The organism is Staphylococcus sp. SM3655 (assembly GCF_016917315.1).
Lineage (GTDB): Bacteria > Bacillota > Bacilli > Staphylococcales > Staphylococcaceae > Staphylococcus > Staphylococcus aureus.
The window spans coordinates 985,798-1,004,414 of sequence record NZ_CP070305.1; the positions used below are offsets into that span (position 1 = coordinate 985,798).

General features: G+C 34.3%; 12 protein-coding genes and 2 pseudogenes. 13 read left to right on the forward strand and 1 reads right to left on the reverse strand.

Annotated features, from left to right (window positions below):
* Positions 1-7: 7 nt before the first annotated feature.
* Positions 8-619 carry an undecaprenyl phosphate transporter UptA gene (gene uptA / locus JQN76_RS04820; RefSeq protein WP_000435044.1) on the reverse strand — a complete coding sequence of 204 codons (612 nt, stop codon included), beginning with the start codon at positions 617-619 and terminating at the stop codon, positions 8-10.
* A gap of 546 nt (positions 620-1,165) precedes the next feature.
* Here uptA and JQN76_RS04825 point away from each other — a divergent pair.
* The 13 genes and pseudogenes from JQN76_RS04825 (at position 1,166) to fnbB (ending at position 18,571) form a co-directional block, all read left to right on the forward strand.
* Positions 1,166-2,443, forward strand: coding sequence for a pyruvate MFS transporter (locus tag JQN76_RS04825; RefSeq protein ID WP_001836834.1), 1,278 nt, complete (start codon positions 1,166-1,168; stop codon positions 2,441-2,443).
* A gap of 193 nt (positions 2,444-2,636) precedes the next feature.
* Positions 2,637-2,840 (forward strand): hypothetical protein, encoded by a 204-nt coding sequence (locus tag JQN76_RS14190; RefSeq protein ID WP_001621913.1) that lies wholly within the window; start codon positions 2,637-2,639, stop codon positions 2,838-2,840.
* A 511-nt stretch (positions 2,841-3,351) separates the two neighbouring features.
* A complete protein-coding gene (locus JQN76_RS04830) occupies positions 3,352-5,175 on the forward strand; it encodes an FUSC family protein (protein ID WP_001815353.1) in 1,824 nt (607 codons plus the stop codon).
* Positions 5,176-5,313: 138 nt separating this feature from the next.
* The gene (locus tag JQN76_RS04835; protein WP_001117050.1) at positions 5,314-5,730 is read left to right on the forward strand and encodes a DUF2188 domain-containing protein; all 417 of its coding nucleotides are present in this window, start codon (positions 5,314-5,316) and stop codon (positions 5,728-5,730) included.
* A gap of 230 nt (positions 5,731-5,960) precedes the next feature.
* Positions 5,961-6,653, forward strand: coding sequence for a GTP pyrophosphokinase (locus JQN76_RS04840; RefSeq protein ID WP_000289140.1), 693 nt, complete (start codon positions 5,961-5,963; stop codon positions 6,651-6,653).
* 164 nt (positions 6,654-6,817) lie between these two features.
* Positions 6,818-7,582: a MerR family transcriptional regulator gene (locus JQN76_RS04845; protein WP_000074008.1), complete on the forward strand. Its 765-nt coding sequence runs from the start codon at positions 6,818-6,820 to the stop codon at positions 7,580-7,582.
* Positions 7,583-7,735: 153 nt separating this feature from the next.
* Positions 7,736-8,416, forward strand: a complete 681-nt coding sequence (locus tag JQN76_RS04850; RefSeq protein WP_000990131.1) for a GntR family transcriptional regulator — start codon at positions 7,736-7,738, stop codon at positions 8,414-8,416.
* A 23-nt stretch (positions 8,417-8,439) separates the two neighbouring features.
* Positions 8,440-9,993 (forward strand): gluconokinase, encoded by a 1,554-nt coding sequence (gene gntK, locus JQN76_RS04855; RefSeq protein ID WP_000876654.1) that lies wholly within the window; start codon positions 8,440-8,442, stop codon positions 9,991-9,993.
* Between the two features lie 116 nt (positions 9,994-10,109).
* Positions 10,110-11,468, forward strand: a complete 1,359-nt coding sequence (locus JQN76_RS04860; protein ID WP_000481427.1) for a gluconate:H+ symporter — start codon at positions 10,110-10,112, stop codon at positions 11,466-11,468.
* A gap of 382 nt (positions 11,469-11,850) precedes the next feature.
* Positions 11,851-11,953 (forward strand): annotated as a pseudogene (locus JQN76_RS04865) (hypothetical protein).
* Positions 11,937-15,026, forward strand: a complete 3,090-nt coding sequence (gene fnbA / locus JQN76_RS04870; protein ID WP_000794620.1) for a fibronectin-binding protein FnbA — start codon at positions 11,937-11,939, stop codon at positions 15,024-15,026. Before JQN76_RS04865 ends, fnbA begins: the two are co-directional and overlap by 17 nt.
* A 595-nt stretch (positions 15,027-15,621) precedes the next feature.
* Positions 15,622-15,723: pseudogene (locus tag JQN76_RS14325) on the forward strand (hypothetical protein).
* Positions 15,707-18,571 carry a fibronectin-binding protein FnbB gene (gene fnbB / locus JQN76_RS04875; protein WP_000841437.1) on the forward strand — a complete coding sequence of 955 codons (2,865 nt, stop codon included), beginning with the start codon at positions 15,707-15,709 and terminating at the stop codon, positions 18,569-18,571. Before JQN76_RS14325 ends, fnbB begins: the two are co-directional and overlap by 17 nt.
* Positions 18,572-18,617: the final 46 nt, after the last annotated feature.

Sequence of the window (18,617 nt, forward strand, 5' to 3'; positions counted from 1 at the left end):
AACAATATTATTTTACTCTCTTACGTTTGCCAATGTAACGTATAGCAAAGTAAATGACTGCGATAATGATGACAACATACATAATACGTGAATATGTATGAAGACCAGTCATCAACATACCAAAGCTATCGCTCAACGTGCGTCCTAGTAAAATTAATCCGAAATTCCAAATTGTTGTACCTATTAATGAAATAACGGTAAATGTCACAACATTCATGCGGTTTACACCGGCTGGAATGGTAATCAATACACGTAATACAGGTATGAAACGACAGATAAATACAGCCCATACGCCATACTTTTTAAACCAATCATTTGCTCGCTTTAAATCCTTACTTTTCAATTTAATCCACTTACCGTGTCGATCAATAAAACGATATAGACGTTCTTCTGAAATCAAACGGCAGATATAATATAAAATTAACAGCCCTATAAACGATGCGATGGTTGCAATAATAAATAAGGTTAAAATTGATAAATGTGATTTAACAGACATAAGGCCAGCAAATGTCAGAATAATTTCCGATGGTACGATAGGTAAAACATTTTCTAATAAAATTAATATAAAAATGGCTGCATACCCAAAACGACTAATAAATTCAGTGATAATTTGTTCCATTATTAAAAATAAGCTCCTTTAATTTTCAGCAATTGCAGACAAATAGAAACTGGATAAATTCAAATGAATAATGAATGATGTCGTATGCGATGTTGAAACAAGCATTTGTCTTAAAATGTATTATAAGCAATAAATCAAAAAATTGCTTGCTATAAGTACGAAAAGTCAACAAATGATCATCTAAATAACAGGCGCTGCACAATGAATGAGCAATGCAGTTTTATGCAATTTAAAATGAATGTCGAATATGTAAGAAAGCCTGCAATATACGTTTTAAAACACTAGGATTGCAGTATTTTTAATTAACAAATGATAGGCTACTATGTAACTAAAAGTTCCTTTATATCGTTTTAATAGCAAAAGTTAAGCGGAATTTAATAAAATTTTTATATATTCTATTGTAAACGCTTTCCATGTCTGATAATATTATAAAAAATAACTTTGGTACAATTTTGTGACAAAGTAGGGGTGGACATGCCAGATGTCCGAAAATTTTAACGTTTCAGGGTAAGTTTTAAAAAATTAATTAGGGAAGTAGGAATAGTTATGAAGGAAAAACGAACTAACGTAAGGTGGATGTTCGCGCTTGCGTTCTTCTTTATTGGGGTTATTGCGTATATGGATAGAGCAAACATTTCATATATCGCTAAACAAATGATGGATGATTTAGGGATGACCAAACCACAATTTGGTTTATTGGCATCATTCTTCTCTCTAGGTTATGCATTAATGCAAGTACCATCGGGGATGTTGGCTGAAAAATTCGGTCCACGTAAGATGATTACAATTGCATTAGTTTGGTGGAGTGCATTTACAATCTTAACGGGTATGATTAAGAACCACGGTTTAATTTATTTAGTGAGATTCTTATTTGGTGTGGGTGAGGCGCCAATGTATCCTTCTAATGCTGTGTTTAACTCATTTTGGTTCTCTAAAAATGAAAAAGGTAGAGCATCAAGTGCATTATTAGCAGGATCATATTTCGGACCTGTATTAGCACCAATAGTTACAATTGCTATTGTTAACGCATTTAACTGGCAAGCAGTATTTTACATTTTTGGTGCAGTAGGTATTTTAATGGCTGTATTATGGGCGATTATTGCCAAAGACTTACCTGAGCAACATAGAATGGTTAATGAAGCGGAGAAACGTTTCATTATGGAAAATCGTGATATCGTAGCTACTGAAAAGTCATCACCACCATGGAATGATTTCTTTAAACGTTTTAGCTTCTATGCAATTGCAATTCAATACTTTGTTGTACAATTTATCATTACATTATTCTTAATTTGGTTACCGACGTATTTAACAGAAGTGTTCCACGTTAACTTTAAAGAAATGAGCATTAGTTCATTACCTTGGTTATTAATGTTCTTCTTAATCTTATCAGCAGGTGCAATTTCTGACCGTGTAGTAGGATTAGGTCGTTCAAAATTCGTAGCTAGAGGTGTAATTGCAATCGCAGGATTTATTGTGTTTGCAGTTTCAATTATCTTTGCTGTACGTACAGGAAATTTATATGTAAGTATTTTCTGGTTATCACTAGGTCTTGGTGGTATCGGTATTTCAATGGGTATGAGTTGGGCTGCAGCAACTGACTTAGGACGTAACTTCTCTGGTACAGTATCAGGGTGGATGAACTTATGGGGTAATATAGGTGCATTAATCAGTCCGCTATTAGCAGGTCTATTCGTAGAACATTTAGGTTGGACAATGACATTCCAATTGTTAATCGTTCCAGCAGTAATCGCTGTGATTATGTGGTTCTATGTGAAACCAGATCAACCTTTAATTGTTAGTGATGATAAAGCAATAGAAAAATAATTTGAACAAGCAGTAAGCTTTCACATTGTTGGGGCTTATTGCTTTTTTACGTTGAAATTGAAACTTTTTAAAACAGATATGGTTTAAGATGAACGGGAAGTTATTAAAATGATATATGTAAAGAAATAAAGTTTTAAAACATTAGTCAGGTAACGCTTGTAAAAGTACATATAAATTTTAGGAGGTTATACATATGAAGGAAAACTTAGAGAAATATATTAGAAGTTTGCCTCTTATAGGTCTGATTATAAGTATTTTTTTAATTATTTTATACTTCTTAATTTATCGAGTAGAAGGAAATTTTTGTGTAATCATTTTGTACTGCTTACTGCCATTATTTGTAAATACGTCACTATATATATTATACGTAATCATCTTTCGATATTTTAAGAAATGAACTGACATCGAATGTCATTTTAAATAACGAATATAGGAACTATTCAAGCTTATGAGGCAAATATGTTTTATAAACTTTCTTAAATTCACTATAGTTTGGATCATGAACCCTAGGAATAATATGAAGTAAATAAACCTTAAGTCTATGTGAATGTTTTTCTAACCCTAAATATCGTATTCACTAAAATAATTTCAACATGTCACAAATAAATCTTAACTAGCGCAAAGGTGGGCGACCAAAGGTTCAACGATGTTAAATAACATTAGAAATTAATTTTAATTGGACTTTAAAAGTTTTTAAATTTAGATAATTGAGCATAAGGTGTTATAATGACATATGTTGCGTAATTAAAATTTATAGCAACAAATTCATTTTAACTATGCTAATAAAAAGATTATGGAAATATTTTGACCAGGAAAGGAGAAGTCGAAATGACATCTTTTTGACATCACTCACAAAAATCAATCGACTTAACTTAGACTTTTATAAAGGTGTAAGACAGGGACTGTTAATGATTATTCCTGCAATAATCGGTTACTTATGTGGTAATTTCCAATTTGGATTATTAGTTGCAACCGGAACACTAGCCCATATTTATGTTTTTAAAGGTCCGTCGCGATCTAAGCTGCGAACTGTAATAATTTGTAATTTAGCGTTTGCAATATGTATGATGCTTGGTACGCTAACAGCCAAAACGCCACTCGTTTTTGGAATGACATTATTAATTGTTACGGTTATACCATTTTATATATTTACTGCCTTAAAAATAGCTGGACCGTCATCGACATTCTTCATTGTGACATTCAGTCTACCCATTAACTTACCTATAGCTCCCGAAGAAGCATTATATAGAGGCTTTGCGATTTTAGTAGGCGGTATACTTGCCACTATGATGGTGTTAATCACGATCGTATTTTCTAAAAACAAAGCTGAAGAACAAGCAATTCAAAATGATTTTAAACTCATATCTAAGTTGTTACACACTTATAATGATAAATCTGCTTTTTTACAAGTAGCAAAAACAGCGGTGGATAGTTTTAAAGCATCTGATAAATTATTAATCACTTCTACTTCAAGTAACGATAAATTAAGTAGACGTTTCCAAAAATTATTATTATTACACACATCTGCCCAAGGGATTTATTCTGAACTGTTAGAGTTGAACGCTAAACAAATTCGACCATTGCCAGATGAGTTAATTGAAATGATGGATCATATCATTGCACAACTAGATAATAGTGAGGAAAATGTAAGATATTGGCGAAAAGAAGTGACAGTAACAGAGGAATTTCAAAATTTATTCAACCATATATTGAAAATTGATGAAATGGTGCATGCAAATGAAGCGCGTATTGCGTATGAAGCAGACATGCGAAAACCTTTATATAGTAAACGCATTTATCAAAATTTAACATTAGACTCTATTGTTTTTAGAAATACATTGAGATATACAGCGATTATGATGATAGCGATATTTATTGCGTTAATGTTTGATTTTGAAAAAGCATACTGGATACCGTTATCTGCACATACAATATTACTAGGAACATCAACTATACATGCAATCGAGAGAGGTATGGCACGAGGTTTAGGTACTATTTTAGGTGTGTTAGTACTTTCAGTCATATTGTTGTTTTCAATACCAACACCTGTTGCAGTAATTTTAATGGGCATTGCAGCATTGTTTACTGAAGCATTGGTGGGAGCAAATTATGCGATTGCAGTAGTTTTTATTACAATACAAGTTATTTTAATGAATGGATTAGCATCACAGAATTTAACAATTAACATTGCGTTTCCAAGAGTTATTGACGTTGCAATGGGTATTATGATTGCAATCATAGGTTTATTTGTCCTTGGACAACGTACCGCATCCGCATTGCTTCCTAATGTAATGGCTGAAGTTGTTCGTAAAGAAGCAACGCTCTTCCATTATTTGTTTTCTGAAAACCAATATAAAGATGATGTGTATCAGAAAAACACGGCTATGAACCTATCTGTGAAATTAAATAACATGACGCAAGTTTATAATGCAGCTAATGGTGAATTATTTAGTGATAAGACATTGATTCAAAATTATTATCCTAGCTTATTCGCATTAGAAGAAATTAGCTTTATGTTAAATAGAGCCATGGCTAATGAAGATAGACTTACAATAAATGAACAATTAATGGGCGAGTATTTAGCAACATTTGAAAACATCGCTAAGCATTTCGAATTAAATACAGGATTAGAAATAAAGATATTACCAGATTTACCACAGTATAATTATATTCAATCAGCAATGATGAATATTCAACACAATGGTTTTCGTGAGAGAGACAAGAACGTTTAAAATAAAATATTTATCAGGTCAGACTAACGTTTGTCTGAAGTTATTATGACGGGAGTCTAAAAAATTGTGTTTAATATGTTTCATTTTATAATTATGGTGGTATATAACATGAATTATAACATATTGGAGGTTAAGGAAATGCCCTTTACAATGAAAGGTTACCCCGAAAAATGGAAAGAATTTGAAGTAATTAAACGGCAAAAAGCGATAGAAATTGCGAATGCAATGTTAAAAGAAGGATATCTTGAAAAAGATGTTGTTCCTATTGCGGCGAAAAAAGCCAAAGATTGGTATCGAGCGTTATCGAAAGAAGAAATCAAAGCATTAGAAGAAGAGAACTTCGTACAATTCCATACAGCAACAATGGAAAAAGCAGAGGTGGATAGTGAATATGCAACAACTGATAATGAAGAACATATTCAAGAACAATCAAATCAAGATAAATCGTACTTTGATAGCGAATCAATTGGCAACCAAAGTGGTGGCGTTCGACAAAGAGAACCGCTTATGGATGGTCCACATCCAAAAGTTGTGGAATCATTTAAAGACGTATAACATCTCTATCAATTAAACACTTGTACCTATATAACGGTAACAGGTGTTTTTTTGCGTTAAATCATTTTAAAATTACTTCCTGTAATTGAAGGTTTTGATACATAATTCGGATTGTTTGAGTTTCTTTGTGCTGTTTCAGTATCAGCCCAAAGTTCGATAGTGTATTAGTATTATCTTAATAAAATGTTAGGTACAATAAAGATGATTATATATCGGAGGTTAGTATAAAAATGTATGTAGATCGAAAACCATCACTATATTTAGAGGATTTGCGACATGATTTTAAAAATAGTTTAAGTAAATTTGAAAATGGTGATGAAGCATTTGATACGTTATTAGGTTTCGTAGAGTTAGATCATATTTATTCGTCAGCACTAAAGGAAATAAGCACTAAACTGAGTATTTTAGATGACAATTTCAATCACATTTATAAACACAATCCTATACATCATATGGAGCGACGTGTGAAAGAAATGCGTAGTTTAATAGAAAAGCTTAATCGTAAAGGATTACAGATTAGTGCAGAAACTGCCAAAGAATACATACTGGATATTGCGGGAATTCGCGTAGTATGTAATTACTTAGATGATATTTATTTGATTGAAGAGATGTTGCTTAAACAAGAAGACGTACAATTGATAAAACGTAAAGATTATATTCAGCACCCTAAAGAAAATGGTTACCGCAGTTTACATATCGTTGTATCCATTCCAGTCTTTTTAGCAGAACGCGTTGAGGTATTGCCTGTTGAAATTCAAATTAGAACGATAGGTATGGATATGTGGGCAAGTTTAGAACATAAAATACGTTATAAAAACAATGCAGAGACGGAAAAGTATCGAGATTTACTGAAAGAATGTGCGACAGAGATTACTGAAGTTGAAGATAAATTACAACAAATTCATTCTGAAATAACAGAGTAGACGTTTAGTAGTAGTGTTGCTTAATTTGAGTGATTTTGTAAATCAACATGGTACGAAATCACAAAAATAAGACGCCTAGTATAATAAATTTCTTTAAAATGTAGAAAAAGTACTTGCTCGTGACGTCGGGTCATCAACTATGGTGATTGTAGGAGGTGGAATCTATGTCTAACTATTCGACTGGAGAACTCGCAAAATTATGCAATGTGACAACGCGAACGATTCAATATTATGATCGCAAAGGTATTTTGAAACCACAAGGATTTACAGAAGGAAAGCGTCGTGTGTATACAGAACAACAGCGACAAACATTAGAGTTAATCTTATTGCTTAAAGATTTAGGTTGTGCGTTAAGCGATATAGATATGTTGCTAAAAGGTGAAGGTACTTTGAAGACGCTCAATACTTTACTAACTATGAAACAACAAGAAATTAACCAACAAGTTAAACAGCAACAAGCGGTATTAAACAAAATTAAAAATGTTCAATATTACGTAAATGAAGCGTCGACGTCTCCAATCACTCACTTAAAAGACATAGAGCATGTCATGAGTAAATCAGCTGAAATGAAAAGTATTCGTCGTAACATTTGGATTAGTGCTGGTATTATAGGAATAATTCAATATTCTAGCATTATAAGTGCAATTTTGATGAAAAATAAATGGCCGTTTCTAATTGCGTTGCCGTTTATGATTGGATACGGCATTGGAGTTACTTTTTATTACCAACAAAAGGTTGCCTATTTATGTCCTAACTGCCAGCATATATTCTCACCATCTTTATGGCAAGTTATCAAAGCGAAGCATACAGCGACAACACGTCGATTCGAATGTCCGAACTGTCATGAAACGCATTATTGCATTGAAGTACCTAAAGCGCATATGAGTACAGAACAATTAGAAATATCCCGCATACAACATAACAATTAAATTATTCGTGTGATAGTGACCATTCCCTTTAAACTTACATCGAAAAGGGGTGGTCACTATTTTAGTACGCGTAAAGAAAGCGCTTGCAAACGATTAAGAACTATATTAACATACTTGTATACAAGTATGTCGTGTAATGAAGGAGTGGCTTTGATGATGTATGGATATCCAGAGAAATGGTTGGAAGGTATGACAACTGGAGAAGGTATCGCGGCAGAATTACGCTTAGGTATTGTGAATGGTCACATAGCTGAAGGTACGTTACTCACTGAAAATCAAATGGCAAAGCAATTTAATGTGAGTCGTTCGCCAATTCGAGATGCATTTAAATTATTGCAACAAAATCAACTCATCCAATTAGAAAGAATGGGTGCACATGTGTTGCCGTTTGGGGAACAAGAAAAGAAAGAAATGTACGATTTGCGACTGATGCTAGAGTCTTTTGCATTTTCAAGAGTTAAAAATCAAGATCGACTACCCATCGTAAAAGAAATGAAGAAACAACTTGAAATGATGAAAGTGGCAGTAAAATTTGAAGATGCAGAATCATTTACGAAGCATGACTTTGAATTTCATGAAACATTAATCAAAGCATCTAACCACCAATATTTAAACTCATTTTGGAGTCATTTAAAACCAGTAATGATGGCACTCGTTTTAACATCCATGCGACAACGTATGCAACAGAACCTACAAGATTTTGAACGTATACATCATAATCATCAAGTGTTTATTGATGCAGTGGAACAATACGACAGTCAAATTTTGAAAGAAGCGTTTCATTTAAATTTTGACGATGTTGGTAAAGATATTGAAGGATTTTGGTTGAATTAAAATGAAAGAAAGAAGGATTTGTCATGAAATATATGATTGGTGTCGACATTGGAACGACGAGTACCAAGTCAGTCTTATATGATGAAAATGGAACTTTCATCATGAAACATCAAATCGGCTATGATTTACACACACCAAACGTTGATGTCTCAGAAGAAAACCCAGATGAATTATTTGATGCGGTATTAATGACAATTAAATACATAATGAGAGAATCGAAAGTTAATCAAGATGATATTAAATTTGTGTCATTTAGTGCGCAAATGCATAGCTTGATTGCGATGGATCAGCAACATCAAAGATTAACAAATAATATTACTTGGGCAGATAACCGCGCTGCAAAATATGCAACAGTAATAAATGAAGTGCATGATGGCAATGCGATTTATCAGCGAACAGGTACGCCTATTCATCCTATGTCGCCTTTAGTGAAAATTTTTTGGATGAAACATGAATGGCAAGATGTATTTCAACGTACTGCTAAGTTTGCAGATATTAAAACATACATTTTCTATCATTTATTTGATACATATATCATTGATTATTCAATGGCTTCCGCAACAGGGATGTTTAATTTAGAAACATTAGATTGGGATGTTGGGGCATTAGAATTGCTTGGTATTTCCAAGGAAATGTTGCCGGAATTAGTGCCAACAACGTACGTAATGAAAGGCATGAAAGAATGTTATGCAACATTAATGGGGCTTAATGAAGATACACCGTTTGTTATTGGTGCGAGTGATGGGGTCCTTTCTAATTTGGGTGTCAATAGTGTTGGTAAAGGAGAAGTTGCTGTCACAATCGGTACATCTGGGGCGATTCGTACTGTGATAGATAAACCGCGTACTGATTACAAAGGTAGAATATTTTGTTATGTCTTAACAGAGGACCACTACGTCATCGGAGGTCCTGTAAATAATGGTGGTGTCGTATTGAGATGGTTGCGCGACGAGTTGCTAGCGAGTGAAGTCGAAACTGCGAAACGTCTCGGTGTTGATCCTTATGATGTCTTAACTCAAATTGCAAAGCGTGTTAAACCAGGTGCAGATGGTTTAATATTCCATCCCTATTTAGCTGGAGAACGTGCGCCGCTTTGGAACGCAAATGCAAGAGGTTCATTCTTCGGTTTAACTTTATCTCATAAAAAAGAACATATGATTCGCGCCGCATTAGAGGGTGTTCTTTACAATTTATATACCGTCTATCTTGCGCTTATTGAAGTAATGAATGAAACACCTAAGATGATAAAAGCAACAGGTGGTTTTGCGAAAAGTGAAGTATGGCGTCAAATGATGTCAGATATATTTGACACAGAGTTATTGGTTCCTGAAAGTTATGAAAGTTCATGCTTAGGTGCCTGCGTACTCGGACTTAAGGCTGTAGGTGACATTGAAGATTTTTCAATCGTTTCATCGATGGTCGGTGCCACAAACAATCATACGCCGATTAAAGAAAATGTCGCTGTTTATCAAGAGCTCGTATCCATTTTTATCAATTTAAGTCGTTCTTTAACTGAGAATTATGAACAAATTGCAGATTTTCAACGCCAACATATGGCTGAAAATAAAACACAATAAATACGTCACTTAAGCATCTTAGATAAAGTTGTTGTGCCATGACTACTATATATTATGTGGAATACGTGCGCGACGACGGTGTTACATTCTATTGAAAAGAGAAAGAGGGGAATGTCATGTTTAACGAAATATGGCCGTTAATCAGTGTTGTTTTAGGTATCGTTATTTTATTAGTATTAATTATTGGGTTTAAATTAAATACATTTATTTCATTAATTATCACATCGATGATTACAGCGTTAATGCTAGGTATACCATTGACTAAAATTATGGAGACGATTGAGAAAGGGATGGGCAGTACGCTCGGCCACATTGCACTAATTTTCGGTTTAGGTGCCATACTTGGGAAATTACTTGCTGATGGTGGTGGTGCAACTCGAATTGCAGACACGTTGATTCAAAAATTTGGTCAAAAACATGTACAATGGGCAATGCTTGTTGCAGCATTTATCGTCGGTATTGCATTGTTCTTTGAAGTAGGTTTAGTCTTACTGATTCCATTAGTATTTACAGTAGCAAAACGCGCAAATGTTTCAGTGTTAAAACTAGGACTACCTATGGTAACAGCTTTATCTGTGACACATGGCTTTTTACCACCACATCCAGGACCGGTAGTCATCGCAAAAGAATTAAAGGCAAATGTTGGAGATGTATTACTGTACGGTATGATTATTGCCATTCCAGTTACACTCATTGCAGGACCTATATTTAACAAAGTTGCACAAAAAATGATTCCGTCTGCGTATACACGAGAAGGCGATATTTCAGCGTTAGGTGCACAAAAAGAATTTACGGATCAAGAGATGCCAGGATTTGGTATGAGTTTATTAACTGCAACATTACCAGTCATATTAATGTTAGTGTCTACGATAACGCAACTTGTAACTGGGCACGACAAACCTACAAATCTATTTGAATCTATCATTTATATGATAGGAACAGCAGGGACAGCTATGCTTATTGCAGTAATGTTTGCAATCGTTACGATGGGATTAATGAGAAAGCGTAAGATGAATCATATTATGGAATCAGTGACGAATGCGATTTATCCAATCGGAATGATGTTATTGATTATTGGCGGTGGCGGTACATTTAAACAAGTATTAATTGACGGTGGTGTCGGAAATACAATTGCTAAAATGTTTGAAGGTACAGAGATGTCTCCAATTTTACTAGCATGGATTGTTGCAGCTGTGCTACGTATCGCATTAGGTTCGGCTACAGTAGCTGCGATTTCAACTACAGGTATTGTCTTACCATTATTACAATCATCAGATGTAAATGTTGCATTAGTTGTACTTGCGATAGGTGCAGGTAGTGTGATTTTGTCTCATGTAAATGACGCAGGATTTTGGATGTTTAAAGAATATTTTGGTTTAACTGTAAAAGAAACATTCTTAACATGGTCATTATTAGAAACAATTATTTCCGTTTCAGGTATCATCTTCATTTTATTCATCAGCTTATTTGTTTAACTAAATATTAAGTAAACGTGTTTTTAGGTAATTGCAATATATTGCCTTGAAACACGTTTATTTTTATGCAGAAAATCGTCTGAAATACTCAGAATCCGAACGATATAAAAAGTATATTGGGTATTTTAGAGTAATGAAAGGCGTTTCAAGACATGTTTTTGTGCGTATTGTACAGGCGATAATTATGAAACGTTTAGTATATTGTTTTAAATTAGATAATGATGAATTTAATTTAAAAAATAAGTATAAAAAATACAAGCCTTGTGTGACAAGGGTTTCTGATGACTTGAATACAATTTATAGGTATATTTCAAATAATAAAATTATCAATTAACATAAAATTAATGACAATCTTAACTTTTCATTAACTCGCTTTTTTGTATTGCTTTTAAAAACCGAACAATATAGACTTGCATTTATTAAGTTTAAAAAAATTAATGAATTTTGCATTTAAAGGGAGATATTATAGTGAAAAACAATCTTAGGTACGGCATTAGAAAACATAAATTGGGAGCAGCATCAGTATTCTTAGGAACAATGATCGTTGTTGGGATGGGACAAGATAAAGAAGCTGCAGCATCAGAACAAAAGACAACTACAGTAGAAGAAAATGGGAATTCAGCTACTGATAATAAAGTAAACGAAACACAAACAACTACAACTAACGTTAATACTATAGATGAAACACAATCATACAGCGCAACAGCAACAGAACAACCGTCAAACGCAACACAAGTAACAACTGAAAAAGCACCAAAAGCAGTACAAGCACCACAAACTGCACAACCAGCAAATGTAGAAACAGTTAAAGAAGAGGTAGTTAAGGAAGAAGCGAACCCTCAAGTTAAGGAAACGACACAATCTCAAGACAATAGCGGAGATCAAAGACAAGTAGATTTAACACCTAAAAAGGCTACACAAAATCAAGCAGCAGAAACACAAGTTGAAGTGGCACAGCCAAGAACGGTATCAGAAAGTAAACCACGTGTGACAAGATCAGCAGATGTAGCGGAAGCTAAGGAAGCTAGTGACGCGAAAGTGGAAACGGGTACAGATGTGACAAGTAAAGTTACAGTGGAAAGTGGTTCTATTGAGGCACCTCAAGGAAATAAAGTAGAGCCACATGCTGGTCAACGTGTCGTACTGAAATACAAATTGAAATTCGAAAAGGGTTTACACAAAGGAGATTATTTTGATTTCACCTTGTCTAATAATGTAAATACTTATGGAGTTTCAACAGCTAGAAAAGTACCAGAAATCAAAAATGGTTCAGTCGTAATGGCGACAGGTCAACTTCTTGGAAATGGGAAAATTAGGTATACATTTACAGACTATATTGATTATAAAGTAAATGTGACTGCTGATTTAGAAATCAATTTATTTATTGATCCTAAAACTGTACAAAGCAATGGACAACAAACAATAACTTCAACGTTGAATGATAAGGAAACAAAAAACACATTGCCAATAGAATATAATCCAGGAGTAAGTAATAGCTATGCTAATGTAAATGGATCTATTGAAACTTTCGATAAAGGGAACAATAAATTCACTCATGTAGCTTACATAAAACCACAAAATGGGCATAAATCAGATAGCGTTTCAATTACTGGTACACTAACTCAAGGTAGCAAAGCTAATGGAAATGTTCCAACTGTAAAAGTATATGAAGTCTTAAAGGATGCTAAAGAATTACCAGAAAGTGTATATGCAAACATATCAGACTCTACAATGTTTAAAGATGTAACTCAGGAAATGAAAGATAAATTAAAAGTAGAAAATAATGGGAGTTATAAATTAGACATTGAGAAATTAGAAAAAAGTTATGTTATACACTATGATGGTGAATACTTAAGTGGTTCAGATCAAGTGAATTTTAGAACGCATATGTTTGGATATCCAGAACAGCAGTATAAGTACTACTATACTCATTTGGGATACCAACTTACATGGGATAATGGATTAGTTTTATATAGTAACAAAGCAAAAGGTGATGGAACGAATGGAACAATAACAGAATCGAATAATATGACATTTGATGAAGAATATGGAACTGGAGTTATTACAGGTCAATATGATAAGAATTTAGTAACTACTGTTGAAGAAGAATATGATTCTTCAACTCTTGACATTGATTACCACACAGCTATAGATGGTGAAGGTGGTTATGTTGATGGATACATTGAAACAATAGAAGAAACGGATTCATCAGCTATTGATATCGATTACCATACTGCTGTGGATAGCGAAGCGGGTCACGTTGGAGGATACACTGAGTCCTCTGAGGAATCAAATCCAATTGACTTTGAAGAATCTACGCATGAAAATTCAAAACATCACGCTGATGTTGTTGAATATGAAGAGGATACAAACCCAGGTGGTGGTCAGGTTACTACTGAGTCTAACTTAGTTGAATTTGACGAAGAGTCTACAAAAGGTATTGTAACTGGCGCAGTGAGCGACCATACAACAATTGAAGATACGAAAGAATATACAACTGAAAGTAATCTGATTGAACTAGTAGATGAACTACCTGAAGAACATGGTCAAGCACAAGGACCAATCGAGGAAATTACTGAAAACAATCATCATATTTCTCATTCTGGTTTAGGAACTGAAAATGGTCACGGTAATTATGGTGTGATTGAAGAAATCGAAGAAAATAGCCATGTTGATATTAAGAGTGAATTAGGTTATGAAGGTGGCCAAAATAGCGGTAACCAGTCATTCGAGGAAGACACAGAAGAAGATAAACCTAAATATGAACAAGGTGGCAATATCGTAGATATCGATTTCGATAGTGTACCTCAAATTCATGGTCAAAATAAAGGTGATCAGTCATTCGAAGAAGATACAGAGAAAGACAAACCTAAGTATGAACAAGGTGGTAATATCATTGATATCGACTTCGACAGTGTGCCACAAATTCATGGATTCAATAAGCATAATGAAATTATTGAAGAAGATACAAACAAAGATAAACCAAATTATCAATTCGGTGGACACAACATTGTTGATTTTGAAGAAGATACACTTCCGAAAGTAAGCGGTCAAAATGAAGGTCAACAAACGATTGAAGAAGATACAACGCCGCCAACGCCACCGACACCAGAAGTACCGAGTGAGCCGGAAACACCAACACCACCGACGCCGGAAGTACCGAGTGAGCCAGAAACACCAACGCCACCGACACCAGAAGTACCAAGTGAGCCGGAAACACCAACACCGCCAACACCAGAGGTACCAAGTGAGCCGGAAACACCAACACCGCCAACACCAGAGGTACCAGCTGAACCTGGTAAACCAGTACCACCTGCTAAAGAAGAACCTAAAAAACCTTCTAAACCAGTGGAACAAGGTAAAGTAGTAACACCTGTTATTGAAATCAATGAAAAGGTTAAAGCAGTGGCACCAACTAAACAAAAACAATCTAAGAAATCTGAACTACCTGAAACAGGTGGAGAAGAATCAACAAACAAAGGTATGTTGTTCGGCGGATTATTCAGCATTCTAGGTTTAGCGTTATTACGTAGAAATAAAAAGAATAACAAAGCATAATTAACAAAAATTGACGGGTTTATTTCATAAATTACATGAAGTAAGCCTGTTTTTTTTATATTAAATCAAATTTTTAATAGAAAATTAGAGTGTTTTCTGATTGCTTCATTGGTTTATGTCTGATGATTGATAACGAACTGAGAGGTAAAGTTAGAATTTAAAACTAGTTTGTAAGTACAAATTAGATTGAATCAATAAGACAAATTTGATAAATGCAATTATTAACTAGATGCAAATTTAGTGAAATTTAAAATGTCGTCTTGAAATACGGCTGTTTCTGTATAAATAATCATTAAAATCGAACAAAAACCGAACGATATAAAATTATAATGACGTTATTAATACAATGAAAGGCATTTCAGTGACTTTTTAATGATGCATTGTACAGGCGATTATTATGTATGCTTTAGTATATTGCTTTAAATTAGATGAATTTGAATTTAATTTAAAAAGTAAGTATAAAAAATACAAGACTGTTATATCAAGGTATTCAAGAGCTTTGTATGCAATATATATGTGAGTTCCAAATAATAAAAAACTCATTATACATAAAGTTAACAACAATCTTAACTTTTTATTAACTCGCTTTTTTTCATTGCTTTTAAAAACCGAACAATATAGAATTGCATTTATTGAGTTTTAAAAATAAATGAATTTTGCATTTAAGGGAGAATATTATAGTGAAAAGCAATCTTAGATACGGCATAAGAAAACACAAATTGGGAGCGGCCTCAGTATTCTTAGGAACAATGATCGTTGTTGGAATGGGACAAGAAAAAGAAGCTGCAGCATCGGAACAAAACAATACTACAGTAGAGGAAAGTGGGAGTTCAGCTACTGAAAGTAAAGCAAGCGAAACACAAACAACTACAAATAACGTTAATACAATAGATGAAACACAATCATACAGCGTGACATCAACTGAGCAACCATCACAATCAACACAAGTAACAACAGAAGAAGCACCAACAACTGTGCAAGCACCAAAAGTAGAAACTTCGCGAGTTGATTTGCCATCGGAAAAAGTTGCTGATAAGGAAACTACAGGAACTCAAGTTGACACAGCTCAACCAAGTAACTTCTCAGAAATTAAACCAAGAGTGAAAAGATCAGCTGACGTTGCCGTAGTAGCAGGAGAAGCTAAGGCGACAGGTACAGATGTAACAAATAAAGTTACAGTAGAAAATGGTAGTGAAATTGTAGGACATAAACAAGATACGAATGTCGTTAATCCTCATAACGCTGAAAGAGTAACTTTAAAATATAAATGGAAATTCGGTGAAGGAATTAAAGAAGGAGATTATTTTGATTTCACGTTAAGTGATAATGTTGAAACTCACGGTATTTCAACACTGCGTAAAGTTCCAGAAATAAAAAGTACAGATGGTCAAGTTATGGCAATAGGTGAAGTGGTTGAAGAAAGAAAAATTAGATATACTTTTAAAGAGTACGTTAAAGATAAAAAAGATTTAACTGCTGAATTATCTTTAAATCTATTTATTGACCCTACAACAGTGACAAAGCAAGGAAAGCAAAAAGTCGAAGTAACACTAGGTGATAAAACGATTGAAAAAGAGTTCGATATCAAATATTTAGACGGTGTTAAAGATAGAATGGGTGTAACTGTTAATGGTCGAATTGATACTTTGAATAAAGAAGATGGTAAATTTAGCCATTTTGCGTATATAAAACCTAATAACCGATCGTTAAGCTCTGTCACAGTAACTGGTCAAGTAACATCTGGACATAAACAAAATGCTAATAATCCAACAGTCAAAGTATATAAACACATTGGCTCAGATGAGTTAGCTGAAAGTGTTTATGCAAAGCTTGATGATGCCAGCAAATTTGAAGATGTGACTGAGAAAGTAAATCTATCTTATACAGGAGAAGGCGGATACTCATTCACATTTGATAGTTTAGAAGATAATAATAATTATGTTGTCAAATATGAAGGAGAGTATAATACAAAGGCTAAAGACTTAAACTTTCAAACGAGACTTACAGGTTACCATAACTACTATCCTTACTACCCATATTATCCAGTTCAACTAACTTGGAACAATGGCGTTGCATTTTACTCTAATAACGCTCAAGGCGACGGCAAAGATAAACCAAAGGAACCTATTATAGAACATAGTACTCCTATCGAACTTGAATTTAAATCAGAGCCGCCAGTGGAGAAGCATGAATTGACTGGTACAATCGAAGAAAGTAACGATTCTAAGCCAATTGATTTTGAATATCATACAGCTGTTGAAGGTGCAGAAGGTCATGCAGAAGGTATTATTGAAACTGAAGAAGATTCTATTCATGTGGATTTTGAAGAATCTACACATGAAAATTCAAAACATCACGCTGATGTTGTTGAATATGAAGAGGATACAAACCCAGGTGGTGGTCAGGTTACTACTGAGTCTAACCTAGTTGAATTTGACGAAGATTCTACAAAAGGTATTGTAACTGGCGCAGTGAGCGATCATACAACAGTTGAAGATACGAAAGAATATACAACTGAAAGTAATCTTATCGAACTAGTGGATGAATTACCTGAAGAACATGGTCAAGCTCAAGGTCCAATCGAAGAGATTACTGAAAATTACCAGCATATTTCTCATTCTGGTTTAGGAACTGAAAATGGTCACGGTAATTATGGCGTGATTGAAGAAATCGAAGAAAATAGCCATGTTGATATTAAGAGTGAATTAGGTTACGAAGGTGGCCAAAATAGCGGTAATCAGTCATTCGAGGAAGACACAGAAGAAGATAAACCGAAATATGAACAAGGTGGCAATATCGTAGATATCGATTTCGATAGTGTACCTCAAATCCAAGGTCAAAATAATGGTGACCAGTCATTCGAGGAAGACACAGAAGAAGACAAACCTAAGTATGAACAAGGTGGTAATATCATTGATATCGACTTCGATAGTGTGCCACATATTCATGGATTCAATAAGCACACTGAAATTATTGAAGAAGATACAAACAAAGATAAACCTAATTATCAATTCGGTGGACACAGTAGTGTTGACTTTGAAGAAGATACACTTCCACAAGTAAGTGGTCATAATGAAGGTCAACAAACGATTGAAGAAGATACAACACCTCCAATCGTGCCACCAACGCCACCGACACCAGAAGTACCAAGCGAGCCGGAAACACCAACACCACCGACGCCGGAAGTGCCGAGTGAGCCGGAAACACCAACGCCACCGACACCAGAAGTACCAAGTGAACCGGAAGTACCAACGCCACCAACGCCAGAAATACCATCTGAGCCAGGTAAACCAGTACCACCCGCAAAAGAAGAACCTAAAAAGCCTTCTAAACCAGTGGAACAAGGTAAGGTAGTAACACCTGTTATTGAAATCAATGAAAAGGTTAAAGCAGTGGCACCAACTAAAAAAGCACAATCTAAGAAATCTGAACTACCTGAAACAGGTGGAGAAGAATCAACAAACAAAGGTATGTTGTTCGGCGGATTATTTAGCATTTTAGGATTAGCGTTATTACGTAGAAATAAAAAGAATCACAAAGCATAATCAATCCAAAATTGGCAGGTTTATTTCATAAATTATATGAAGTAAG